We start from the raw sequence: 25852 nt of genomic DNA on the forward strand, positions 1-25852 counted from the left end.
TTATGACAATTTCGTCAAATTTTACTATTTAAACAACTTGCATCATATTCATATTTATATGCATTTATAATACACCCTTCAAACGCTCTTAAACTTACATACACATTCCTTGGTAATCATAATTCAAAATTCACCACCGAAATATTTTTGTATATTTATGTATAAAAATGGTTTTATTTTCATTTATTATCTGCTATACTAATCAATATCAAATTAACAAAACAAATTATTAAAATTACAAATAGAGGTGGAAGTTATGAAAGAGAAAATTGTATTAGCATATTCAGGCGGATTAGACACAAGTGTTGCAGTAAAATGGTTATTAGATAAAGGTTACGATGTTGTAGCTTGTTGCTTAGATGTTGGAGAAGGTAAAGATTTAGATTTAGTACATCAAAAAGCATTAGATATGGGGGCAATTGAGTGTCATATTATTGATGCTACTGAAGAATTTAGTGAACAATTTGTATCTTATGCTATCAAAGGGAACTTAATGTATGAAGGTACATATCCATTAGTTTCTGCATTATCAAGACCTTTAATTTCTAAAAAATTAGTTGAAATTGCTGACAAAACAGATGCTGTAGGCATTGCTCATGGTTGTACAGGTAAAGGTAACGACCAAGTGCGTTTTGAAGTGGCGATTAAAGCATTAGATCCAAATTTAAAAGTCTTCGCACCTGTTAGAGAATGGGCTTGGAGTCGTGAAGAAGAAATTGATTATGCAATCAAACATAACATTCCTGTTCCAATTCAACATGATTCACCTTACTCAATTGACCAAAACTTATGGGGTAGAAGTAATGAATGCGGTATATTAGAAGATCCTTATGCAGCTCCACCAGAAGATGCATACGATTTAACACAAGCGTTAGAAAATACACCAGATGAAGCAGAAGAAATCGTTCTATCATTCGAACAAGGTATTCCTACCGAGTTAAACGGTCAATCCTACAAATTAAGTGAACTTATTTTAGAACTCAATCAACTTGCTGGTAAACATGGTATTGGTAGAATCGACCATGTTGAAAATAGATTAGTTGGTATTAAATCAAGAGAAGTATATGAAACACCTGGTGCGGAAGTAATTGTCAAAGCACATAAAGCGCTCGAAACGATTACACTTACAAAAGATGTCGCTCATTTCAAACCTGTCATTGAAAAACAATTTTCAGAACAAGTTTATAACGGTTTATGGTTCTCACCATTAACTGACAACTTAAAAGTATTTGTAGATAGTACGCAACAATATGTGTCTGGGGATGTACGTATTAAATTGTACAAAGGGAATGCCATAGTTAATGGTAGAAAATCTCCTCATACATTATATAATGAAAAATTAGCAACTTATACTAAAGAAGATGCATTTAATCAAGAATCAGCAGTTGGTTTCATAGATATCTTTGGCCTACCTACTCAAGTGAATTCAATGTTACACGGTGGTTATCACGATGAGCACTAAAGCTTGGGGTGGCAGATTTAGCGAACAGCCTGAGGAATGGGTTGATGAATTTAATGCTTCTATACACTTTGATAAGGCATTAATTCAATATGATGTACAAGGTAGTATTGCGCACGCAACCATGTTGGCCAAACAAGGTATCATTTCTGATTCAGACTGCGATCAAATCATTAAAGGTTTAAACGATATTTTAACTGATTATGAACAAGGTAACTTATCTTTAGATGTTTCTTTAGAAGATATTCATTTAAATATAGAACATGAATTAATTAAGAGCATTGGGGATGCTGGTGGAAGGTTGCATACTGGTCGTAGCCGTAATGATCAAGTAGCTACAGATATGCATTTATATACAAAAGAAGCAGTATCTCATTTGATTGAACTCATCACTTCTTTTCAACAGACAATTGTTAAAGTTGCTGATGCGCATATTGATACCATTATGCCTGGATATACGCATTTACAGAGAGCACAGCCAATATCATTTGCACACCATATATTAACGTATTACTGGATGCTAGAAAGAGATAAATCTTGTTTTCAAGACAGTATGAAACGTATTGATATCTCCCCACTTGGCGCTGCTGCATTAAGTGGTACAACATATCCAATTGATCGTCATGAAACGCAATCTCTATTAAACTTTAGCGCTATATATGAAAATAGTATGGATGCAGTGAGTGATAGAGATTATATTGTCGAAACATTACACAATATATCTTTGACCATGGTTCACCTATCTCGTTTTGCTGAAGAAATTATTTTCTGGTCTTCTGCCGAAGCAAACTTTGTTACATTATCTGACGCATTTTCTACTGGATCATCTATTATGCCTCAAAAGAAAAATCCCGACATGGCCGAATTAATTAGAGGTAAGGTTGGTAGAACGACTGGTCATTTAATGAGTATGTTAATGACATTGAAAGGCTTGCCACTTGCATACAATAAGGATATGCAAGAAGACAAAGAAGGATTATTTGATGCGATTCACACGCTCAAAGGCTCATTACGTATCTTTGACGGTATGATAGATACAATGACAGTCAACGTAGATCACTTACACCAAACCGTCTACAATGACTTCTCTAACGCAACAGAACTTGCAGACTATTTAGTGAATAAAGGCGTACCATTTAGAAACGCTCATGAAATAGTTGGTAAAATTGTACTTTGGTCTATTCAAAATAATGTTTATTTATTAGATGTGCCTTTAGAAGAATATCAAAATGCTCATACAAGTATCGAATCTGACATTTATGATTATTTAAAACCAGAAAACTGTGTAAGTCGTAGAATCAGTTATGGTTCAACTGGACAAGAAGCAGTTAAACAACAATTAAAAGTAATCAAAGCACAAAAATAACTTTAAACTACATTTAAGGATTGGAACAAACATAACTTGTTGTTCCAATCCTTTTTCCTTTTTTAATTCTTTTTTATTTCATACTTCTTTTACACACCTTTAACATTTTACAGTAAAAAAACAACTAATTAACTTACAATTAATATATCAAACTATAATTAATTTTTTATACTTTTAATTAAGAATACGTAAATAGTGTTTAAAATATTATATTCAAAGGTAATATGTATGTACAGTTCAAATTAAGGAGTGAAGCACTATGAAAAATGTGAAAAGAATTATGGTATCAAGTATGACGGTTTTATCTTTATCATTACTAGCCTCTACCTCTATGGCAAAGGCTGATGAAAATAACGATGCATCTCAAGTTCAAACAAAAACAGTAGCACAACAGCAAGATACCCAAAAGCAAAATCAAGTCAACACTCAAGAACAAGACTCACCTCAATCACAGTCTTCTACGAATGAACAATCATCTGTAGCATCCCAAGATGATACTACTAAAGAACTGGAACCAAATGCTTCACAAACACAAACTCAAGATACTACTAAAAACCAAACACAACCAACTGAACATACAAACAACGAAAATACTACTTCGTCAGCAAAAACAGTTAACGAGGCCGACGATAAAAGTGCAGATACTAAGGAAATACATAATTTAAATGGAGAGAAATATGCAACGATTGCTCATAGAGGTGCAAGTGGCTATGCACCAGAGCATACATTTCCCGCATATGATAAGAGTCACAATGAAATAGGCGCTTCATACATTGAAATCGATTTACAAATGACTAAAGATGGTAAACTCGTAGCAATGCACGATGAAACTGTAGATAGAACAACTAACGGCACAGGTAGAGTAGATTCATATACATTAAAAGAACTTAAAAAACTAGATGCCGGTAGTAAATTTAATGAACAAAATCCTGACTATGCTGATGAAGCATATAAAGGAGCGAAAGTCCCTACATTAGATCAAATTATTGATCGATATGGTGCAAATGCTAATTACTATATCGAAACAAAATCACCAGATGTTTATCCAGGTATGGAAGAAAAGTTACTTGATACCTTAGATAAGCATAATTTACTTACCAACGATGCTTTAAATAATGGACATGTCATCGTTCAATCTTTTTCACAAGATAGTATTGAAAAAATGAACAACTTAAACCCAGATGTTCCTTTAGTAAGACTTTTAAATAAGGGTGAGTTGCCTAATCTGTCCGAACAAGATTTAGAATACATCAAAAAATTTGCGATTGGTGTAGGTCCACATTATACTGATTTAACTAAAGATAATGTAAAAAATTTAAAAGAACTCGGCTTCTTAGTACACCCTTATACTGTTAATACCAAAGCAGATATGGAACGTTTAAATAGTTATGGTGTTGATGGCGTATTCACTAATTACGCTGACATTTATAAACAAGTTGTAGAAGATAGTAAATAAACATCTACACACTTTAAAATACTTTAATAATAAAAGTATGAATACGCCTTTTTAGATTTAAAAGAACCCATTCGTTAGCAATGAATGGGTTCTTTTCTATAATTATCCAATAATTTTATAAGTATTCATCCTAATCGCTAATTCATTAAATCTTACAATCTTTCACGTATAGTATGCTTTACAATGTCACGCTTCATAGAAGTCAGTGATTAATTATAAACTAAATATTATAATATGATTGCGTTAACGTTTTGAATCAACACCGAAATATTAAATCTAGTAAGTAACCTTTAGCAACAACATATACTTACTTACTAAATTTAATATAAAAAAGGTGATTTCTATTGAAATAAAAATAGAAATCACCTTTTTAAATTCTGAGAATTTCATATCCCAGATACTGCTTCATCTATAATAGATTAAAGTCCTACGTTCACTTATGCCCAACCACGATATCGTGCAGCTTCTGCTGTACGTTTAATACCTACAATATACGCTGCTAAGCGCATATCAATTTTACGGTTTTGTGATAATTCATAAATCGTATCAAATGCAGTTATTAATTTTTCACGTAATTTTGTATTTACTTCTTCTTCAGTCCAATAATAACCTTGGTTATTTTGCACCCATTCAAAGTAAGAAACTGTCACGCCTCCAGCGCTCGCTAATACATCTGGTACCAATAATATGCCACGCTCAGTTAAAATACGTGTACCTTCTGGCGTAGTTGGACCATTTGCTGCTTCAACCACAACATCAGCTTTAATATCATTAGCATTTTCAGCTGTAATTTGATTTGAAATTGCTGCTGGTACTAATACATCACAGTCGATTTCAAATAACTCTTTATTTGAAATTGTTTCCTCAAATAAATTAGTTACAGTGCCGAAGCTATCTCTTCTATCTAGTAAATAATCGATATCTAAACCTTCTGGATCGTGTAATGCACCGTATGCATCTGAAATACCTACAATTTTTGCTCCCATGTCATATAAGAACTTAGCCAAGAAGCTACCTGCATTACCAAAACCTTGAATTACGACGCGTGCACCTTCGATTTCAAGACCTCTTCTTTTAGCAGCTTGTTCAATTGCAATGACTACGCCTAATGCTGTTGAACGATCACGACCTTGTGATCCCCCTAAAACAATAGGTTTACCAGTAATAAAACCTGGTGAATTGAATTTGTCTAATGAACTATATTCATCCATCATCCATGCCATAATTTGAGAGTTTGTAAATACGTCTGGCGCTGGAATATCTTTAGTCGGTCCAACGAATTGAGAAATTGAGCGAACATATCCACGGGATAAACGTTCCACTTCATGTATACTCATTTGTCGTGGGTCACAAATAATTCCACCTTTACCACCGCCATATGGTAAATCCACAATGCCACATTTCAATGTCATCCACATTGATAATGCTTTAACTTCCTCTTCGTCCACGTCAGGATGGAATCTTACTCCACCTTTAGTTGGTCCAACAGCATCATTATGCTGCGCACGGTACCCAGTAAACGTTTTAACAGTACCGTCATCCATACGTACAGGAATTCTGACCTGTAAAAATCTTAAAGGTTCCTTCACTAAATCGTACATACCGTCGTCAAATCCCAGTTTATGCAATGCTTCTTTAATAATTTGTTGCGTAGAAGTAACTAAATTATTATTCTCAGTCATGATCCATTTCGCCTCTTTTTCGTCACTAATGATTTCGCTTTCATGCTAATTGTAACATAAGATTTTTCTTTTTAAAGTCTTTTCAAAACTTATGTTATGGAACTGTATATTTACGCAAAAACGCTTCTTACTTTGTCTAATGCAAAGTCTAATTCTTCTTTTGAAATAATGAGTGGTGGCGCAAATCTAATCACAGTATCATGTGTTTCTTTACATAATAATCCCTGCTCTTTTAGCGCTTCACAATACGGTCTAGCATTCTCATTTAATTCAATACCAATAAACAATCCACGGCCACGCACTTCTTTAATTGAAGGGTGGTCTATCTTTTCTAATTCTGATTTGAAGTAGTTACCTAATTCTAATGATCGTCCAGGTAAATCTTCGTCTACAATCACATCTAATGCTGCATTGGATACCGCGCAAGCAAGTGGGTTACCTCCAAATGTAGAACCATGTGATCCTGGTGTAAATACGCCTAAAACTTCTTCATCTGCTAATACTACAGAGATAGGTAATACTCCGCCACCTAAAGCTTTACCTAAGATATATACATCTGGCTTAACATCGTCCCAGTCTGTTGCAAATAATTTACCAGAACGGCCTAATCCAGCTTGAATTTCATCGGCAATAAATAAAATATTATGTTCATCACATAATTCTCTGATTGCTTTTAAGTAACCTTCTGGCGGTACATTAATTCCAGCTTCACCTTGGATAGGTTCAATTAGAATTGCAGCAGTATTTTCATTGATACCAGCTTTAACAGCTTCGATATCTCCAAAATCAACTTTACGGAATCCTTCTAATAATGGGCCGTATCCACGTTGATATTCAGCCTCTGATGATAATGATACTGGCGCCATTGTACGACCATGGAAGTTACCATTGAACGCAAGAATTTCTGCTTTATCTGGCTCGATATTTTTAACATCATAAGCCCAACGACGTGCTGCTTTCAAAGCAGTTTCAACCGCTTCCGCACCTGTGTTCATTGGTAAAGCTTTTTCTTTACCTGAGAGCTTACAAATTTTTTCATACCATTCCCCTAGATTTTCACTATGGAAAGCACGAGAAACTAATGTAACTTTATCCGCTTGATCTTTTAGTGCTTGAATAATCTTTGGATGTCTATGGCCTTGGTTTACAGCTGAATAAGCTGATAACATATCCATATACTTGTTACCTTCTGGATCTTTCACCCAAACACCTTCAGCATCCGAAATGACAATCGGAAGCGGTACGTAGTTTGACGCTCCATAATGATTTGTTAATTCAATGATTTCTTCTGATCTTGACATGATATCTCCCCTTAGTTTAAATTTAAGAGCCTTTAAACTCTTTAAATGATACTCATTCATAGCATAACGTATTTGCAAGACAACTGAAACTATTTTCTTAAAATGCCCAATTCCCAAGGGTTATGAATCGAAAAGTACCACAAAGTACAATTAAAAAATATCACTTTAACTTCATTTCTTTTATGTAAGCCCTTACATATATAATGACATATATCCCTACACTTATACAAGGCAATTCTATTATTTTATAAAATTAATTTATTTCCAATTAAAATTACAATAAATTGTATAATTAGTCATATCAAAGCTTGCTGTAACGCTTATATAAACTTTCGGTATTCATTAGCATTCATTACTTTAAAAAGAAGAATAAAAATTATTTTGATTTAATAACTTTCTTTCCAATCATAAATAAGTTGCTGATAATCTGCCGAAAATGCGTTTATATGTATCATATTATTTACTTGAACATGAATCCATGTCTTAAATTCATTAATTAAATATTGTCTGATCACGCTTTAAACCACCTTCATATATAAACTTTAATATACTAAGGTTAATAAGTTTGATTCATAAATACATCCATCTTTAGTCTTAAATAACAAATGGAGTATAGATACACTGATATCAGGGTATCTATACTCCATGGTTATATGCTAAATTCTATTTTTCATCTTTTCTAGGAAGTGGATAAAATCTTTGATTAAATTGTGTCCAAAGTTTTTCTGGTAAATGGTGTTTGTTTTCATCATCAGGATCAAATTCGGAAATAATTTGGTCTTCGTTACCTTCTTTAATTTTGCTCACAAAATTATGATCTAATAAAATGCCTCTACCTAATGCAATTAGTTCTGCGTTTGTTGATTCAATACCATCTAAAGCTTGTTCTGCTGTGAAGATTGAACCTATACCTATAAGCGGCATACGACCATCAATCCATTGATGTAATAAATCAATGCGCTCTTGACCTTCATATTTACCTTCACGTGTTTTAGAATGAATATCAAATAATGACACATGTAAATAATCTAGCGGTTTTTCAATAAGATGTTTAATTAATGTTTCAGTTATTTCCATACTTATTCCTGGTGACTCTGCTTCTTCTGGTGAAAATCTATATCCTACGATAAAATCTTTATTACCATATTTTTTAACTGTTTCAGTTACTTCATCAACAACTAAAGAAGCAAATTTCAAACGATCTTCGCCCCATTCGTCATTTCTACGGTTATAATAAGGTGATACGAATTGATGGATTAAATAATGGTTAGCACCATGAATTTCTACACCGTCAAATCCCGCTTCTATTACTCGGCGTGTAGCTTCACCAAAGTCTTTAATCGTATTTTCAATTTCTTCAACTGTGATTTCACGTGCATGATGTTCTTCTTGTTCACCAAAACTTTTCATTGAGATAGGACTTGGTGCTGCTACATCCCCATTAGGTGTTAAGTTTGGTAATGCTTGTGCACCACCATGATGAATTTGTACCACTGCTTTTGCACCATTTTTCTTCATGGCTTTAGCTAATCGTTTTAAGCCTTCTAAATCTGAATCATGTGCTACTGAAGGTTGACCTGGAAAAGCTTTACCAATATCAGTAACATTACTTGCTGCAGATATAGCTAAACCTACATCTTTTGAGCGTTGCTCCATATACACAACTTCTTCGTCTGAAATAGTACCATCATCGTTTGATGATACATGTGTCAATGGTGCTAATACAAATCTATTTTCTAACACTACCTTATTAGGTAAAGTTAGTTTTTCAAATAACGGTTGGAATTTTTTATTCATTTCGATATTGCCTCCTAAATTTTAATACTCGTTCAGTGCTCATTAATTCTAACTACTTTGCTATAAAATATAAAACAATATGCTCATGCATGTATTTTTAATTTCATTTATAATATCTTACATGGACTATATACCCATCACTAAAATATAAATACTTCTATACAAACGAAAAACCACTCAACATCTCATAAAATGTTAGTGGTTTTTTCGAAAGATTATTTTTCATCTTTGATCGCGTTTTTGGACTGTTTAATCCAAACCGGTAAGCGTTCTTTAATTGTTTGAAACCCATATTTTTCGGTTTCTTTAATTTCATCTAATACTGATTGCTTTTCTTTCTTACGTTCATAATTTTTAAAATAGTCATTATCTTTTAAAGAAAAGTTCAACTTTCCTTCTTCATCAATTGAAATTACTTTCGCTCTTACAATTTGTCCTTCTGATAAAAACTTCTTCAAGTTATGGACGTAATCATCCATGATTTCAGAAATATGGATTAATCCTTCAGCATTGTCAGGGGTTTCTACAAAAGCGCCATACGGTTGAATACCAGTCACACGAACTTTAATATGTTGACCTACCTTATAGTGATTATTCAACGTGATAACCCCTTATTTCGTAATACTTAACACTATTATAATAGCATAAATTATAGGAAGTCACTAACATTAATATAGAAAAATTTCACGATTTGTTAGATTATAGTTTTGACAATAAAAACTCAAATAAGCAAATATAACTGTTATAACAGCATTACTAAGTTAAATTGCACGAAAAAAAGGCTTAAATATATACACGATGCTACTACTACAATGTGCACACTTTAAACCTTGTTCATTCTATTTATCATTTATATTCTGCCTCTAATTGCAATACTTAATTTGCCATTTGAAGACACACTTCCTAATCTAGAATTTCATCGAAATGAAAATCCGTAAATTATTTGAAATGGTTGAGCTATTTCTTCAGCTTCCCTAATAGAAGTGTTGCATCCATGTGATCATAGACTTCAACATCTCCCACTGTGGTATTTGAAAATTGCATAAGATTTTAAGCGGGCGACAATTTATATAATTGTTGCCCGCTTCATAATCATTTATTATTATCTTTCTTCGATATCAATAGAATCAATTGTAATATCATGTAATGGTTTATCTTGAGGACCCACTTTTGTACTCGCAATATCTTCTAAAGTTGTTTCACCTTCAATTAATTGTCCAAAAACTGTGTGTTTTTGGTCTAACCATGGCGTACCGCCTTTTTCGCCATAAGCTTTAACGATTGGTTCTGGCCAACCACCATCAGATAATTGACCTAACATTGATTCAGGTACGTTGTTCATTTGAACAATAAAGAATTGTGATCCATTTGTATTTGGACCTGAGTTCGCCATTGATAAAGCACCATATAAATTAAATGCTTCAAGTGAAAACTCATCTTCAAATGGTCCGCCATAAATACTTTCGCCGCCCATACCTGTAGCTGTAGGATCTCCACCTTGTACCATAAAATCATTAATAACGCGGTGGAATGTTATACCATCATAGTATCCATTTTTAGCATGTGTCACAAAGTTTTCTACTGTTTTAGGTGCCACATCAGGCAATAATTTAAAAGTCATATCGCCTTTATTAGTATGCATTACTAATTTAATTTCATTACCATTTATTTCTGAATTTAACTGAGGATAGTTAGTCATTTTCATTCTCCATTTCATGTTAAGATGATATATGTATTCTAACATAAATGAAGGGAAGGAATGAACGATGTTATATCGATTTGCACATAAAACTGGAAGTTATGGTGTCTCAATAGTAAAAAATGATGAAAATCAAGTATTAGTACAAGTTGAACAAGTAATTAAACACCCAAAACAAGGCGATTTACATAACCCTAATGAAACCGAAAATGTTTTTTTTCATGAACGTAAAGCACTCAGCCAATTTGAGAAACGTTATACAACACAATCACACCTTAAAACTTTTAATGTAGAGGAAATGCCCTATGTAGATTCTTTGCAACAAGCAATCACAAATTTAGAACAAAAATTAAAAGCACAAGGTACATTACACGCAGCAAAATCCTTAGAAAATTTACAGCAATTAAAAAAAGATTATGCAATCCAATATAAACAAAATTTTGAATAAAAATACCGTGTTTCTTCTTATTTAACTAAACATGTATCTCAACTGTTTCAAGGGATAATCACGTTTTTCAGAATAGTCTAAATCATGTATAATAAATTTTATACTATATTTTCAAAGGAGGATAAAATAATGAGTTTGTTACATATAGCGGCACTCTTACCGTTAATATTTGCACTCATTATTCCGTTTGTATATCGTCTTCAAAAACGAATACATATAGGATGGTTTGTGTTACCCATCCCTGTCGTCTTATTTATATATTTTTTATCATATATTTCAACAACCATGTCCGGTCAAACCGTCATGCAAAACGCAAATTGGATGCCCCATTTTGGCATGAATTTTAATTTGTATGTTGATGGCTTGGGGTTACTTTTTAGTTTACTCATCACTGGTATTGGTAGTTTAATCGTACTGTATTCTATAAGTTATTTAAGTCGACAAGAGCAGTTGGGGAATTTTTATTGTTATCTTTTACTCTTTATGGGCGCAATGTTAGGAGTTGTATTATCAGATAATATTATTATTTTATATCTGTTTTGGGAGTTAACTTCTTTTTCTAGTTTTCTGCTCATTTCCTTTTGGCGTGACAAACAAGCTTCCATTTATGGTGCTCAAAAGTCAATGCTCGTCACTGTATTTGGTGGCCTGTCGCTATTAGGTGGGCTTATCCTACTCTCAATGGCAGGTGGTACAACAAGCTTACAAGAATTAATTGGTAATGCTTCAGAAATACAAATGAGTCCAGTCTTCATTTTATCAATGATATTTGTATTAATTGGTGCAATGACAAAGTCTGCTCAATTTCCATTTTATGTATGGCTACCAGATGCAATGGAAGCACCAACTCCAGTTAGTGCCTATTTACACTCTGCAACAATGGTAAAAGCTGGACTCTATCTCGTAGCTCGAATGACACCTATTTATGCGGTCTCACAAGGATGGATATGGACAGTAACTGCAGTAGGGTTAATTACATTACTCTGGGCATCGTTAAATGCAAGTAAGCAACAAGATTTAAAAGGCATCTTGGCATTTTCTACAGTTTCACAACTAGGAATGATTATGTCCATGTTAGGTATTGGTGCAGTGAGTTATCATTTTGAAGGTGCTCAAAGCCAGCTCTATGTTGCAGCATTTACTGCAGCTATTTTCCATTTAATCAATCACGCAACTTTTAAAGGTGCGCTATTTATGATTACTGGAGTCATTGATCATTCGACAGGTACACGTGATGTTAAAAAATTAGGTGGGCTCTTAACAGTTATGCCTATCTCATTTACGATTACCATCATTACTGCTTTAAGTATGGCGGGTATACCACCCTTTAATGGTTTCTTATCAAAAGAGAAATTTTTAGAAAGTATGATTGATGTAAGCCACGCAGGCATATACAACTTAAATACCATTGGCATATTGATACCAATCATAGCCATTATTGGTAGTATATTTACCTTTGTATATTCTATAAGATTTATTACTCAAATCTTTTTAGGTCAAGGCAATGTAAATGCTTTACCTAAAAAAGCGCATGAGGCTTCATTCTTATTATTAATATCACCAATTATTTTATCGATATTAGTAATCGTGTTTGGATTCTTCCCATCGCTTTTAACAAAATCAATTATTGAACCTGCTGTTAACTCAATTAGTTTACATACTGGTAATACAGCAGAATTTCATATGTTCCATGGTTTTACACCTGCTTTTATTTCTACAATTATCATATACATTATAGGGATTTTATTGATTTTAAGTATTGGCTATTGGGTGCGTTTACTTAAAGCACAACCACGCAAGCTTACATTCAATTACTGGTACGATAAATTCGGAGGTTATGCGCCAAATTACTCAAGCACTTTCACTAATACTTATGTGACAGGCTTTACGCGTAATAATTTAGTTATTATCTTTACTTCTTTAATTGTTATTACGTTGGTTACATTATTAGTAACGCCTTTCAGTATTGATCTTAACAATGTGAGTGAGATAAGACCTTTTGAATTGATTATCGTAGTACTGATTATCACTGCTACATCTATGATTGTATTGGCAAACTCTAGATTGTTCAGTATTATCATGGCTAGTGCTGTGGGTTATTCAGTCGCAATATTCTTTATTTTCTTTGGAGCTCCCGATTTAGCACTCACACAATTTGTTGTTGAATCTATTTCTACAGCTTTGTTTTTACTATGTTTCTATCATTTACCAAACTTAAATCGTCATCAAGAATCTCGTTCATTCAAACTCGTAAATGTATTGATTTCTATAGGCGCTGGCGCTGTAGTGATTGTCCTTGGCTTAATTGCTTATGGTAATAGGCACTTTGAATCTATCGGCGCATTTTATAAAGCCCATGTATATGACTTAGCCCATGGTACAAACATGGTTAACGTGATTTTAGTAGATTTCCGTGGTACCGATACTTTATTCGAATCTGCAGTCTTAGGTATTGCAGGTCTCGGTGTCTACACTATGATAAAACTACGTACAAAAAATAAAGCTACAGAAGAAGGAGGTAAAAACGTTGAACAGACAGAAAAATAATTTAATTTTCCAATATTCAGCTGTGATTATCTTCTTTCTAATAGTTATGTTTGGTCTATCATTATTTTTAGCAGGACATTATACACCTGGTGGCGGATTCGTAGGTGGCCTTTTGCTATCAAGCGCGCTTGTCATAATTACGGTAGCTTTTGATATTAAAACGATGAGAAAAATATTCCCCTGGGATTTTAAAATATTAATTGGTATTGGGCTACTCTTTTGTGTAGCAACTCCTATGGCAAGCTGGTTTTATACTAAAAATTTCTTTACGCACACACCTTTTGAAATACCACTTGGTTTCTTAAAACCGATGGAAATGCATACTGCAGTATTCTTTGATTTGGGTGTAATGTGCGCAGTTATCGGAACAATAATGACTATAATCTTATCGATTGGAGAGAATGAGTAATGGAAATAGTTATGATTTTTGTTTGTGGTATTCTCACAGCAATGAGCGTCTATCTCATTCTTTCTAAGAGTTTGATACGCATCATTATTGGAACTACCATACTAACGCATGCATCAAATTTATTTTTAATGACTATGGGTGGATTAAAGAAGGGTGACGTTCCAATTTATGAAAAAGGGATTACTTCATATGTCGATCCAATACCCCAAGCATTAATTTTAACAGCTATAGTAATATCATTTTCTGTCACAGCTTTTTTCTTAGTATTAGCTTTTAGAAGTTATAAAGAGCTAGGTACAGACAACGTCGAAAGTATGAAAGGAGTACTTGATGATGATCGAGAATAATCTCATTATTTCACTGCTTGTCATACCCATGTTAACTATTATTCTATTAATATTTATCGGTAAGCGCCCTATAATCAAGCGTTATGTCGCATTGATTGGTACTGGTATCACATTGGTTTTTGCATTTATAAATTTAAGTAATGTATTAAAAGATGGCCCTATTAAATTAGAACTTGGTTCTTGGTCTGCACCATATAGTATTGTATTTGTACTTGATATATTCAGTGCATTGCTTGTAATTACCAGTCTAATCGTAACTATGCTCATCATTTTATATTCTTATCAGTCTGTTGGTATTGAACGTGAAACATATTATTATTACTTTGCAATCATGTTTATGGTTACTGGAGTAATAGGTTCATTTATCACGGGTGATATTTTCAACTTATTCGTATTCTTTGAAGTATTTCTAATGGCTTCCTATATCTTATTAGTCATTGGAGGTACAAAGGTACAATTAAGTGAAACTATTAAATATGTCCTTGTTAATGTAACTTCATCTGCATTTTTTGTAATTGCAGTAGCCATGTTATATTCAGTAGTCGGTACATTAAACTTAGCGGATATCAGCCAAAAACTGAGTCAACTGCCCTCTCAAGATAGTGGGATTGTGAGCCTTATATTTATAATGTTTATTTTCGTCTTTGCAACAAAAGCTGGTGTGTTCCCAATGTATATTTGGTTACCTGGGGCATATTACGCACCGCCTGTAGCAATCATTGCATTCTTTGGCGCCCTACTCACAAAAGTAGGCGTATACGCTATTGCTAGAACAGCAAGTCTCTTTTTCAGAGATACAACAAGTTTCTCCTTCTACACGATACTTTTCTTAGCTCTCTTAACCATTATCTTTGGTTCTGTAGGAGCGATAAGTTACTATGATACGAAAAAAATTATCATTTATAATATTATGATTGCTGTCGGTGTTATTTTAGTGGGCGTCGCTATGATGAATCAATCAGGCATGATGGGTGCGATTTACTACACTTTACATGATATGTTAATTAAAGCAGCTTTATTTTTCTTAATTGGTATCATGTATAAAATTACTAAAACACACGACTTACGTAAATATGGAGGTCTTATTAAAGATTATCCAGTACTAGGATGGACATTCTTTATCGCATCACTTAGCTTAGCAGGTATCCCTCCATTAAGCGGCTTTTATGGGAAATACTACATTGTTCAAGCCACTTTTGAGAAAGGGTTCTATATCAGTGGTATTGTCGTACTGTTATCAAGCTTAGTAGTACTTTATTCCGTTATTCGCATTTTCTTAAAAGGATTCTTTGGTGAATCTAAAGGGTATAATGTAAATCATCATTTACATTATAAAGGATTACTTGTAGTAGCGATTATTTCAGTTATACTTTCAGTGATGTTCGGATTATCTGCAGACTATTTACAACCAATAATTAAAGAAGCGGCCGAGACCTTCTATAACCCTAGTGTCTATATTGAAAGCGTATTGGGGGGTAAATAATATGGCAGTTCAAATATTAGTGAATTTAATACTTACTATTTTTTGGTTATTCTTAACAGGTAGCTACACTATTAATAACTTTATATTAGGTTACTTATTTGGTTTATTATTAGTATTTATCATGCGCGGTATTTTACCTGGAAGATTTTACCTTATAACGATTTATAAGATATTAAAACTCTTCTTCGTATTTTTAGTTGAATTAGTCAAAGCAAATATCGATGTCATACGAATTATTATTAAACCAACTATCAATAATGCACCGGCATTTTTTACTTATCATACTGATTTGAAAACAGATTGGCAAATCGCCTTATTATCTAATCTAATTACGCTTACACCAGGTACTGTTGTATTAGGAGTCAGTGATGATCGTACTAAAATTTATATACACGCCATTGATTTTAGCACTAAGGAAGAAGAAGTTGAAAGTATCAAATCCTCCCTTGAAAAAGTGGTTAGAGAGGTTGGCGAAAATTAATGAACTATAATATCATTTTAATCATTGCATTGGTAATCGTAGCGTTATCTATGCTAGGTATGCTCGTACGCGTCATCATCGGTCCTTCTCTTGCTGACCGCGTTGTTGCCTTAGATGCAATGGGAATACAGTTAATGGCCATCGTTGCTCTATTTAGTATTTTCTTAGGTACTAAATATATCCTTGTTGTCATCTTAATGATTGGCATTTTAGCTTTTTTAGGCACTGCAGTCTTCGCAAAATATATGGATAAAGGTAAGGTGATTGAACATGATAACTCAGATCGTCATTAGCATCTCACTTATACTCGTTATTCTTGGATCAATCATCAGTGCGCTTGCAGCAATTGGCCTATTACGCCTAGATGATGTCTATTCCAGAGCACATGCAGCTGGAAAAGCAGCTACACTCGGTTCAATGTTGTTAATTAGCGGCGTATTTTTATTCTTTATAGGCAAAGAAGGATACGTAAATATGCAATTGCTTGTCGGTATCTTATTCATCTTGATTACTGGTCCTTTAGCAAGTCATCTTATTATAAAAGCAGCTTATAATTTAGATACACCTTCTTCTAAGAGAACAAAGCTCGATGATATCAAAGATGATTTGAAAAACACAAAATTATAATCGTTTATATGCAAATTTGAAAAGCACCTATCTTAAAAAGATAGGTGCTTTTTAAATTACAAATTTATCAGAAATAAATATTTGTCATACACTACAATCAATGTTATATTAAATCGTAATTATTACGATTTAATAGGAGGTTATGTCATTATGGCTACTTGGACTATCATCGGTGGCGGTATTCAAGCAGTAACAATCGCTATCAAATTAAGATCACAAGGTTTAAGTCCGCATAAATTACGTATCATAGACCCTAACCGTAATCTATGTCAGCAATTCAATCAATTTACCCAACGTATCGCTATGCCTTATCTTCGATCACCTGGTGTGCACCATACGCATCCTAACCCATTTCATTTAAAGCAATTTGCTAAAAAATGCCAATATACCAACGCCTCGTATGGGCCATACCAACGCCCAAATCTTGAGATGTTTATGAATCACACACACGAACTTATTCATCAATATCATTTAAACCATAGTCATATTCAAAGTTCTGTATGCAATATTAAGCAACTAGACCAACTTTGGCATATACAATTAGCGGATCAATCTTGGATTTCAACGACACATTTAATTATTGCATTTGGTTGTAACCACAATACATATACACCAGCACTATTTAAGGATGAAGCAGATGTATCCCATATTTTTGATGATGACGACAAAAACTATGACCATACTTCTCACGTAGTCGGTAGTGGCATAACAGCTGCACACTTGACCTTAAGATTACTCAAAATAAAGTCTGAGAAAGTCATTCATTTATGGACTAACAAACCACTTGAGGTCCATGATTTTGATGCTGATCCTGGTTGGTTAGGTCCTAAAAATATGAATAAATTCCGTAAAATTCACTCATCTGAAGAACGTTTAAAGATTATTAAACAAGAACGTCATAAAGGCTCAATACCTAAAGAAATTGAATTAAGGCTTAAAAAATATGTAGAGCAAAAAAGATTAGTCATTCATACGAATGAACTTGTTGAAGTTCAACATCATCATATTTGTACGCATCGTTACTGCTTATACTATGATCAAATATTATTAGCAACTGGTTTTCAAGATGCTATCATGGCACAACCTATTATCAAACAACTCATAAATAAACATCAGGCCCCAGTGGCTGACTGTGGCTTGCCGTCTATCAATAATAATTTAGAGTGGCTACCTAACCTTTTTGTTTCAGGCGGCTTAGCAGACTTAGAACTTGGTCCATTTGCTAGAAATATTATGGGTGGACGAGAAGCTGCTATTCGAATATCACAAGCTTTCAATAACATAGAAAATGAAGCAATAACAAAAAAAGCACTATAAAGTTCCATATACTGATTGTTTACACAAAGTGTGAGCTGCTTCCTCCCACTTTGTGCACAGTATAATACTTTATAGCGCTTTGCTAATATTCATATTTCATTTTCTCGCTTTAATCGCAATTGTCCCACGCATGATACTAATTAAACGATTGTTGTCATCTTTAATTTCTATATTCCACACCTGTGTGGTCTTTCCTTCATGGATAATGGTCGCTGTCGCATATACTATACCTTCAGTAGTACTACTTATATGGTTAGCATTCATCTCTAAACCTAAAGGAACATACTGATTCGTATCAATCATATTTGCCGCACCTAAAGAGCAAGCCGTTTCACCCAGAGCTAAACTTGCCCCACCATGTAAATATCCAAAAGGTTGTTTAACACGATCAGTCACAGGCATCGACATTACAATTAATCCATGTGCTTTTTTTTCTAATTTCATGCCTAATGTTTCTAACATATTAGTCATTTTGACACCCCGTCTATTCATTATTAACTTTATAATATCATAGCCGCAATAGTACCAAAAATAATTAATGGAATATTGTAAAATATGAAGTTAGGTATACATGTATCTCTAATATGATCATGTTGTCCGTCTACATTTAAACCTGCAGTTGGTCCAAGCGTAGAATCACTTGCTGGTGATCCAGAATCACCTAAGGCACTTGCTGTACCTATAAGCGCAATTAATGCCATCGTACTTAAGCCAAGAGACTCGCCTAATGGAACAAATAATGTAGCGATAATCGGGATTGTAGCAAATGATGAGCCTATGCCTAATGTGACAATTAGACCAATGATGTACATTACAATAATGCTAATGAGTTTATTATCGCCAGTAATACCACTTAAACTATGGACTAATTTAGTAATATCACCTGTCTCATTCATTACACCTGCAAAACCATTGGCAGATAGAATTACAACACCAATAAATGACATGATTTGGATTCCATCTACAAATTGTTTATCTAATTCCGTCCATTTATAAACTCTAAACACAAAGAATATTAGCACCCCAGCTAATGCACCAAAAATCATTGAATCAGTAAGTGTTTGTACAATAAATGTGGCCAATATAGAAATAATTGTCACTACCAGTACATAGGGTTTCAGTTCTATATGACTCATATCTTTAACATCTTTATATTCTTTATATTTTCTTGGTTTTCGAAAATAGAAAATACCAGCAATCAATCCAAAAACATACCCTAATGATGGAATAATCATTGCTTTCCAAATCATTCCCATTTCAATTGGATGATGTGCTTTGGTGAAACCATTTTGTATAATTTGGTGGAATATTTGACCAAAACCAAATGGTAGAAGTATATATGGCCAACATAATCCAAAACCTATAATGATAGAGATTTGTCTTCTATCAACTTTAAGTTCGTTAAATAAACTTATTAATGGAGGTACTACAATTGGTATAAATGCAATATGTACAGGTATGATATTTTGACTCATAATACTAAGTATTAATAGTGCCACGATAATAATAACCTTTACCTTCACACGAGACATTTTACTGTTTTCAGCGTGAATGCTATTTATAATTTTATTTACTAAGTAATCAGTAATTCCACTGTATGAAATGAGCGCTGCGAAACCACCTAATAGTGCATAACTTAACGCTACCTCGGCTCCATCAACTATATTTTTACCAAATACGGAAACAATTTCAGGTATACTCATACCTGCAACTAATCCACCGACTAATGCACTGACGAACAAACTAATCACTACATTTAATCTACATAAACATAAGATAATCATCAATACAACTGCTATTACAACTGCATTTATCACAAAGCATAACTCCTTTATTACGTTATCGAACTAAAGTATCACGAGATTTATACTATCAATAACCACTTAAATTGTCAATCTTATCTTTTCAGGTTCATAAATATTTACACAAGCTTTTTTCAATAAATCTTTTGCACTTTGTTTATTATAAAAAAAGGAAAAACTCATTTAATGATTAGCGAGTTTTTCCTTTCAATTATATTATAAATTAAGTATTGCGTGTGCTATTGTTTTCTCAACCATTGAACTATAGTAGAAATTAAGTAACCTGTTGGTCCTTTAGGCCCTTTGTGTGTATTTTTATTTATCGTAGCAGGGCCAGCGATATCAAAGTGAAGGTGTGGTGTTTCACCAGCAAAGTGATTAATAAATGTAGCAGCAAACAGTGCTTTACCATGACCATTTGTATGATTTACTAAATCCGCAACGTCACTATTACGAATTAGAGCTTGTTCTGTAGATGTCATTGGTAATTCAAATACAAATTCATCCATTTTTTGCGCTTCTACCAATATCTCATCCAGCTGCACTTTTGCCTTTTTATTGAAAACTGCAGCCTTATCTTCACCAAGTGCAGCAACAGCAGCACCAGTCAACGTAGCAAAGTCCAATATTACTTTAGGTTGAAATTGATTTGCATAGAAAACTGCATCTCCTAATACTAGGCGCCCTTCAGCATCAGTATTAAGAACTTCTACCGATTCTCCGCTTAATGCTGTGAATACATCGTCCGGTTTCATTGCTGCTTCATTAACCATATTTTCAGCTGCAACGATCACACCGATGATATTTACTTTGAGGTTTAAGCGTTGTGCTGATTCTATCATTGCAACGACATTGGCGGAACCACACATATCATATTTCATAGTTTGCATGCCGACTTTTGATTTAATTGAATAACCGCCTGAATCGTATGTGATTCCTTTTCCTACAAGTGCTATAGGCTGTTCTCCTTCTTGTCCCCCGTTGTAAGTTAAAGTAATTAATCTCGGATCATTTTTTGAACCTTTACCTACTGCATGTATCAAACCAAATCCTTCACGTTGTAAAGTAGCCCCATCTTTTACATCTACAGTAACTTCTGTATTGTTAAAATGGTTAGATATTAGTTCTGCATAATAAGCAGGTGTCAAAATATTAGGCGGCATATTACTGTAATCTCTTGCAAGATTTATAGCAGAAGCCAAAGCTACGCCATCTGCAAGCGCATGCTTAACATCTTCGTCATTTGTATGTATGTCTAAATCAATTTGATATGGTGCAGTTTTATCTGTTTTATAACTATCAAATTGATAAATAGATTGCTCACTTTGTCTTCCTAATAATTCAGCAAGCTCAAGTTTACTCAGTATTTTAGATGCAAAAGTATCAAATAGTAATGCACCTTTGAAAATTCTATCATTTTTTAAATGCTGGAATAACTTTCCAAATACAATTAAAAAATCACTGGAGTCAGATGTTTTTAAGTTGCCTAAACCTACTGAAATCAACTTAACATAGTTACCATTTAATAAAACTTGCGTGCTCGATACATGTCCTACATTACTGCTGATGATTTGATTATGCTTCAACGTTTTTAATAATTCATTTATATCTTCGTCTTCTACTACAATCTGACTTAATTGGTTTATATGTTCAGGTACACCAACAATTAAAGTAGTATGCTTGATTTCTGCATTGGGTTTTATTGTTGCTTGCATATGGAATCCCTCTTTTTCACATTTATTTTCTTCAAATTATAACAATAAATCTTATATTTCTCGAAATTAATTGCCATTTGTTAATAAAAAGACCTATCTAGTAATAAGATAGGTCTTTTGTATGTACAGTACACGTGTATGTGTTGCTGTATGAAATCTATTTATTTATTAAAATTTACCTTTTTTGAATGCTAAGCCGATACCGCCAAGTTTGAATACAGCACGTGTATCGATAACTTTTTTCATAAACGCAGCTTTTTTACCTTGGATATCTTTACCATATACAACACCAACACCGTCGCCAGAACCTAATGAACATACAGTACCACGGTCAACATAAGAGAATTCTTGTGTAGGTTGACCTTCTAAAATATTTATAATATTTTTCGCAGTGTGTTCACCTTCTTGCATAGCGATTTGTGCAGTTGTTGGTAATGGACGTTCTTCTCCAGCAGGGATGAATGCAGAACAGTCACCAATTACAAAGATATCGTCATAACCTTCAATTGTTAAATCTTGTTTTGTAACGATACGACCACGTTTAACGCCTTCAAATGATTCTTCCATTAATTTACTACCACGAACACCAGCAGCCCATACAACTGTATTTGCTTCTAATTGTTGTTCAACATCATTAACTTTAACTACGAAACCTTTTTCGTTAGCAGCAACGATAGGTGTAGCAATCTTGAATTCTACGCCTTTACTTTCTAAATAACTTACAGCGTGATTAACTAATTCGTCAGAGAATTGTGGTAACATTTTTGGAGCAGCTTCAACACAAGTCACTTTTACTTTACCTTGTTCTACGCCATATTTATTACATAACTCAGGAATACGATCTGTTAATTCACCGATAAACTCGATACCAGTGAATCCAGCACCGCCGACTAAAATAGCTAAATCTTTATCATCTTTTTGTTTTGAAGATGCATAGTTAGCAAATTTATCTTCGATATGACGAGATAATTTACGCGCAGTTAATACATTTTCAATTTGGAAAGCATGCTCTTTCATACCTTTAATACCAAATGTTTCACTTTCAAAACCTAATGATACTACTAAGATATCAAAGTCAAAAATACCGGCATCAGTTTCAACTTTTTTAGCATTACGATCAATTTTTGTAACTTCTGCTTTTACAAAGTTAACTTTGTCTTTATTTACTACACTTTCAACTGGATATAGTAAATCTTCATAGCTAAGTGTACCTGCTGAAGCTTCATGTAACCAAGTAGCTTCATAGTGGTAATCATTTTTATTAATTAACGTAACTTCAGCTTCATCTGCTGAAATTTGCTTTTGTAATTTTGTAATAGTTTGTAATCCAGCATAACCAGCACCTAGAACTAATACTTTTTTACGATCTTGAGCCATTTCATTCACCTAAGCTTTCATAATTTTTTTGTTGCGTCAGTCTTTTTCTATACCCTAAATGAAACATATGTAAGTCACAAAAAAGACAATTTTTATCCAACACCAATTTTATAGCTTTTATTCTTCATTTTCAAGCGCTAACGCACATATTGTTTATTTTTTCACATAAACTTATAAAAGACTATAGTTCACACTTTATTTTATGCGTACTATAGCCTTCATTTTTTTTACATACTACTAACAATCTTCTGGTGAACCCGCAACTTTTGCAGTTCTAAATGAACTTCCACAACCACATGATGCAATTGCATTTGGGTTATCAATTTGGAAGCCACCACCCATGAGAGATTGTTTAAAATCAATTGTAGTACCTTCTAATACTGACTTATCAGTTTTATCTATTAGTACTTTTAAACCATGAAATTCAATAACTTCATCATTTTCACCTGGTTCAGCTTCTGCTGACATGCCATAAGTAAGTCCAGTACAGCCACCGCCATTTACTTTAACTTTTAAATAGCCATCTGCCATATCATTTTGTTGTAACATGTCTTTTACTTCATATACTGCTGCTTCTGTTACTTCTATTACTGCCATCGTAAATACCTCCCTAGAAAATCCATGTTTCTTCTATATGTGCATAAATATTTTGTAGTAAGTCGTCTGGCGATTCACCTTCAACGATATCACCATTAACCAATGCATACAACCCACTTGAACATAGTCCACAATTTTGTAAGCAACCATATTCTAATACGTCGACGCCTGGGTCATTTTCAAGTTGATTATATACAAAGTCCCCACCTTTCGCTAAATTCGAAATGCAGAACTCAACTATTGGATTCATATTACACCCTCTCATTAATTATCAGTTATACAATTATAACAAAAATCAGATGATAATGACTACATTCTAGCTTACAATAATTGCTTCTTAAAAAATTTAAAATAATAAGAAGATACTTATAAAATTTTTTTGTGTAAATTAACAACCTACCTTTCAAACTTGCTAAAGCCTATATCTAGTGCCATTAGCCGTTTTAAACGAAAGATACTTTCTTATTTAAAACGATTACAATTACAAATTTTACTATCTTTACTTATTTGTAGTAGTTTATAAAAAAGCATATAATATATATAAGTAAGCTGATTATAGAAAATTGGTATATCGATGCAAGGTAAGGTATGATTAAACCATATTAAATTTAATAACTTACATTGTAGCATTTAAGGAAGCTTTACTATCTCATAAGATTAAAGTTATTGTGTTTTATGAGTTTTCTGTAAATGCTCAACACAATATTTACTAGAGGGGTATTACAAAATGAAAAATTTAGTACTGTTAGGTGGCGGCTATGGTAATATGCGCATTATGTCACATATTTTACCTAATGCTCTACCAGAAAATTATTCTATTACATTAATCGACCGTATGCCGTATCATGGTTTAAAACCAGAGTTTTACGAATTGGCTGCTGGTACTAAATCCGATAAGGATATTCGTATGAGTTTCCCTGACTCTGATCGTATTAATAATGTTTATGGAGAAATCAATGATATTAATTTAGATGATCAAATTGTATCGGTTGGTAATACTAAAGTAGACTATGATGAATTAGTCATCGGTTTAGGCTGTGAAGATAAATATCATAATGTGCCTGGCGCTGAAGAATATACGCATAGTATCCAAACATTATCAAAATCTCGTGAAACATTCCATCATCTTAGTGAATTACCAAATGGCGCTAAAGTAGGAATTGTTGGTGCTGGTTTAAGTGGTATAGAGTTAGCAAGCGAATTACGTGAAAGCCGTGAAGATTTACAAATCTTCCTATATGACAGAGGTGAACGAATTTTAAGTCGTTTCCCAGAAAAATTAAGTACTTATATCGAAAAATGGTTCAGTAAAAATAACGTTACTGTCGTACCAAATTCGGATATCAATCGTGTTGAACCTGGTCGTATTTATAATAACGATGTACCAGAAGATGTAGATTTAATCGTCTGGACTGCCGGTATTCAACCCGTAGAAGTCGTTAGAAATTTACCAATTGATATCAGTAAAGGTGGCCGCGTGATTTTAAATCAATATCACCAAGTACCAACTTATACTAATGTATATGTTGTTGGAGATTGTGCTGAACTACCACATGCACCAAGTGCCCAATTAGCTGAAGCCCAAGGTGACCAAATCGCAGATGTTATGAAACTACAATGGCAAGGTAAAAAATTACCTGACAAAATGCCTGAAATTAAAATTCAAGGTTTCTTAGGTTCTCTTGGAGATAAAAAAGGGTTTGCTTATATTATGGATCGTACCGTAACAGGTCGCCTAGCTTCAATCCTAAAATCAGGCGTACTTTGGCTATATAAATACCATAATGGTTAGACAAATATTGAGTCTGTAAGTTAATGACTACAGATAACTAATAACTAAAAAAGATGGTTTCTATGTCATTTTACATGGAAATCATCTTTTTTATGTGTGCTTATCATTTAGTTTTTAATACTCCAAAATGGTCTGTTAAATATCGTGAAC

25 protein-coding genes are annotated in these 25852 nt (G+C 33.4%); 13 read left to right on the forward strand and 12 right to left on the reverse strand.

Going from position 1 to position 25852, the window contains the following annotated elements:
* Positions 1-256: 256 nt before the first annotated feature.
* The 3 genes from PYW31_RS09515 (at position 257) to PYW31_RS09525 (ending at position 4281) form a co-directional block, all read left to right on the forward strand.
* On the forward strand, positions 257-1462 hold the full coding sequence (locus PYW31_RS09515; RefSeq protein WP_046837337.1) for an argininosuccinate synthase: 1206 nt from the start codon (positions 257-259) through the stop codon (positions 1460-1462).
* The gene (gene argH, locus PYW31_RS09520; RefSeq protein ID WP_046837336.1) at positions 1452-2825 is read left to right on the forward strand and encodes an argininosuccinate lyase; all 1374 of its coding nucleotides are present in this window, start codon (positions 1452-1454) and stop codon (positions 2823-2825) included. Before PYW31_RS09515 ends, argH begins: the two co-directional genes overlap by 11 nt.
* A gap of 508 nt (positions 2826-3333) precedes the next feature.
* Positions 3334-4281 (forward strand): glycerophosphodiester phosphodiesterase, encoded by a 948-nt coding sequence (locus PYW31_RS09525; protein WP_394298760.1) that lies wholly within the window; start codon positions 3334-3336, stop codon positions 4279-4281.
* Positions 4282-4718: 437 nt separating this feature from the next.
* Here PYW31_RS09525 and PYW31_RS09530 read toward each other — a convergent pair whose 3' ends face one another.
* The 6 genes from PYW31_RS09530 to PYW31_RS09555 all read right to left on the reverse strand — a co-directional run bounded on the left by PYW31_RS09530 (position 4719) and on the right by PYW31_RS09555 (position 10760).
* Positions 4719-5963 (reverse strand): Glu/Leu/Phe/Val family dehydrogenase, encoded by a 1245-nt coding sequence (locus PYW31_RS09530; RefSeq protein WP_046837335.1) that lies wholly within the window; start codon positions 5961-5963, stop codon positions 4719-4721.
* Between the two features lie 110 nt (positions 5964-6073).
* Complete coding sequence (locus PYW31_RS09535; protein WP_046837334.1) at positions 6074-7264, reverse strand: ornithine--oxo-acid transaminase; 1191 nt, start codon at positions 7262-7264, stop codon at positions 6074-6076.
* A gap of 386 nt (positions 7265-7650) precedes the next feature.
* Entirely contained in the window at positions 7651-7779 is a 129-nt protein-coding gene (locus PYW31_RS09540) for a hypothetical protein (protein WP_256201624.1), read from the reverse strand.
* A gap of 148 nt (positions 7780-7927) precedes the next feature.
* Positions 7928-9061 carry an NADH-dependent flavin oxidoreductase gene (locus PYW31_RS09545; RefSeq protein ID WP_046837333.1) on the reverse strand — a complete coding sequence of 378 codons (1134 nt, stop codon included), beginning with the start codon at positions 9059-9061 and terminating at the stop codon, positions 7928-7930.
* Between the two features lie 215 nt (positions 9062-9276).
* Positions 9277-9660 (reverse strand): S1 domain-containing post-transcriptional regulator Ygs, encoded by a 384-nt coding sequence (gene ygs, locus PYW31_RS09550; RefSeq protein WP_046837332.1) that lies wholly within the window; start codon positions 9658-9660, stop codon positions 9277-9279.
* Between the two features lie 503 nt (positions 9661-10163).
* Complete coding sequence (locus PYW31_RS09555; RefSeq protein ID WP_046837331.1) at positions 10164-10760, reverse strand: peptidylprolyl isomerase; 597 nt, start codon at positions 10758-10760, stop codon at positions 10164-10166.
* Between the two features lie 67 nt (positions 10761-10827).
* On the opposite strand from PYW31_RS09555, the gene kapB reads away from it, so the two are divergent.
* The 9 genes from kapB (at position 10828) to PYW31_RS09600 (ending at position 18419) form a co-directional block, all read left to right on the forward strand.
* A complete protein-coding gene (gene kapB / locus PYW31_RS09560) occupies positions 10828-11208 on the forward strand; it encodes a sporulation phosphorelay system protein KapB (RefSeq protein ID WP_046837330.1) in 381 nt (126 codons plus the stop codon).
* A gap of 129 nt (positions 11209-11337) precedes the next feature.
* Positions 11338-13755 (forward strand): Na+/H+ antiporter subunit A, encoded by a 2418-nt coding sequence (locus PYW31_RS09565; protein ID WP_046837329.1) that lies wholly within the window; start codon positions 11338-11340, stop codon positions 13753-13755.
* Positions 13736-14164, forward strand: a complete 429-nt coding sequence (gene mnhB1 / locus PYW31_RS09570; protein WP_046837328.1) for a Na+/H+ antiporter Mnh1 subunit B — start codon at positions 13736-13738, stop codon at positions 14162-14164. The genes PYW31_RS09565 and mnhB1 overlap by 20 nt, the downstream gene beginning before the upstream one ends.
* Positions 14164-14511 carry a Na+/H+ antiporter Mnh1 subunit C gene (mnhC1, locus tag PYW31_RS09575; RefSeq protein ID WP_046837327.1) on the forward strand — a complete coding sequence of 116 codons (348 nt, stop codon included), beginning with the start codon at positions 14164-14166 and terminating at the stop codon, positions 14509-14511. The genes mnhB1 and mnhC1 overlap by 1 nt, the downstream gene beginning before the upstream one ends.
* On the forward strand, positions 14498-15994 hold the full coding sequence (locus PYW31_RS09580; protein WP_046837326.1) for a Na+/H+ antiporter subunit D: 1497 nt from the start codon (positions 14498-14500) through the stop codon (positions 15992-15994). Before mnhC1 ends, PYW31_RS09580 begins: the two co-directional genes overlap by 14 nt.
* 1 nt (position 15995) lies before the next feature.
* The gene (locus PYW31_RS09585; RefSeq protein WP_046837325.1) at positions 15996-16475 is read left to right on the forward strand and encodes a Na+/H+ antiporter subunit E; all 480 of its coding nucleotides are present in this window, start codon (positions 15996-15998) and stop codon (positions 16473-16475) included.
* Complete coding sequence (locus PYW31_RS09590) at positions 16475-16768, forward strand: Na(+)/H(+) antiporter subunit F1 (protein ID WP_046837324.1); 294 nt, start codon at positions 16475-16477, stop codon at positions 16766-16768. The genes PYW31_RS09585 and PYW31_RS09590 overlap by 1 nt, the downstream gene beginning before the upstream one ends.
* Positions 16746-17102 (forward strand): Na+/H+ antiporter subunit G1, encoded by a 357-nt coding sequence (locus PYW31_RS09595; RefSeq protein WP_046837323.1) that lies wholly within the window; start codon positions 16746-16748, stop codon positions 17100-17102. The genes PYW31_RS09590 and PYW31_RS09595 overlap by 23 nt, the downstream gene beginning before the upstream one ends.
* Before the next feature lie 150 nt (positions 17103-17252).
* A complete protein-coding gene (locus PYW31_RS09600; protein ID WP_046837322.1) occupies positions 17253-18419 on the forward strand; it encodes an NAD(P)/FAD-dependent oxidoreductase in 1167 nt (388 codons plus the stop codon).
* Positions 18420-18515: 96 nt separating this feature from the next.
* On the opposite strand, the gene PYW31_RS09605 is transcribed toward PYW31_RS09600, so the two are convergent.
* The 6 genes from PYW31_RS09605 to PYW31_RS09630 all read right to left on the reverse strand — a co-directional run bounded on the left by PYW31_RS09605 (position 18516) and on the right by PYW31_RS09630 (position 24160).
* Complete coding sequence (locus tag PYW31_RS09605; RefSeq protein WP_046837321.1) at positions 18516-18890, reverse strand: PaaI family thioesterase; 375 nt, start codon at positions 18888-18890, stop codon at positions 18516-18518.
* 29 nt (positions 18891-18919) lie between these two features.
* Positions 18920-20236: a Na+/H+ antiporter family protein gene (locus PYW31_RS09610; protein WP_046837320.1), complete on the reverse strand. Its 1317-nt coding sequence runs from the start codon at positions 20234-20236 to the stop codon at positions 18920-18922.
* Between the two features lie 224 nt (positions 20237-20460).
* Positions 20461-21936: a M17 family metallopeptidase gene (locus PYW31_RS09615; protein WP_046837319.1), complete on the reverse strand. Its 1476-nt coding sequence runs from the start codon at positions 21934-21936 to the stop codon at positions 20461-20463.
* 168 nt (positions 21937-22104) lie between these two features.
* Positions 22105-23313, reverse strand: a complete 1209-nt coding sequence (locus PYW31_RS09620; RefSeq protein WP_046837318.1) for an NAD(P)/FAD-dependent oxidoreductase — start codon at positions 23311-23313, stop codon at positions 22105-22107.
* A 237-nt stretch (positions 23314-23550) separates the two neighbouring features.
* The gene (locus PYW31_RS09625; protein ID WP_046837317.1) at positions 23551-23910 is read right to left on the reverse strand and encodes a HesB/IscA family protein; all 360 of its coding nucleotides are present in this window, start codon (positions 23908-23910) and stop codon (positions 23551-23553) included.
* A gap of 13 nt (positions 23911-23923) precedes the next feature.
* Positions 23924-24160, reverse strand: a complete 237-nt coding sequence (locus tag PYW31_RS09630) for a YuzB family protein (protein ID WP_046837316.1) — start codon at positions 24158-24160, stop codon at positions 23924-23926.
* Positions 24161-24637: 477 nt separating this feature from the next.
* Here PYW31_RS09630 and PYW31_RS09635 point away from each other — a divergent pair, with 477 nt between their 5' ends.
* Entirely contained in the window at positions 24638-25702 is a 1065-nt protein-coding gene (locus PYW31_RS09635) for an NAD(P)/FAD-dependent oxidoreductase (protein WP_046837315.1), read from the forward strand.
* Positions 25703-25852: the final 150 nt, after the last annotated feature.

Source organism: Staphylococcus succinus, assembly GCF_029024945.1.
Classification (GTDB): Bacteria; Bacillota; Bacilli; order Staphylococcales; family Staphylococcaceae; genus Staphylococcus; species Staphylococcus succinus.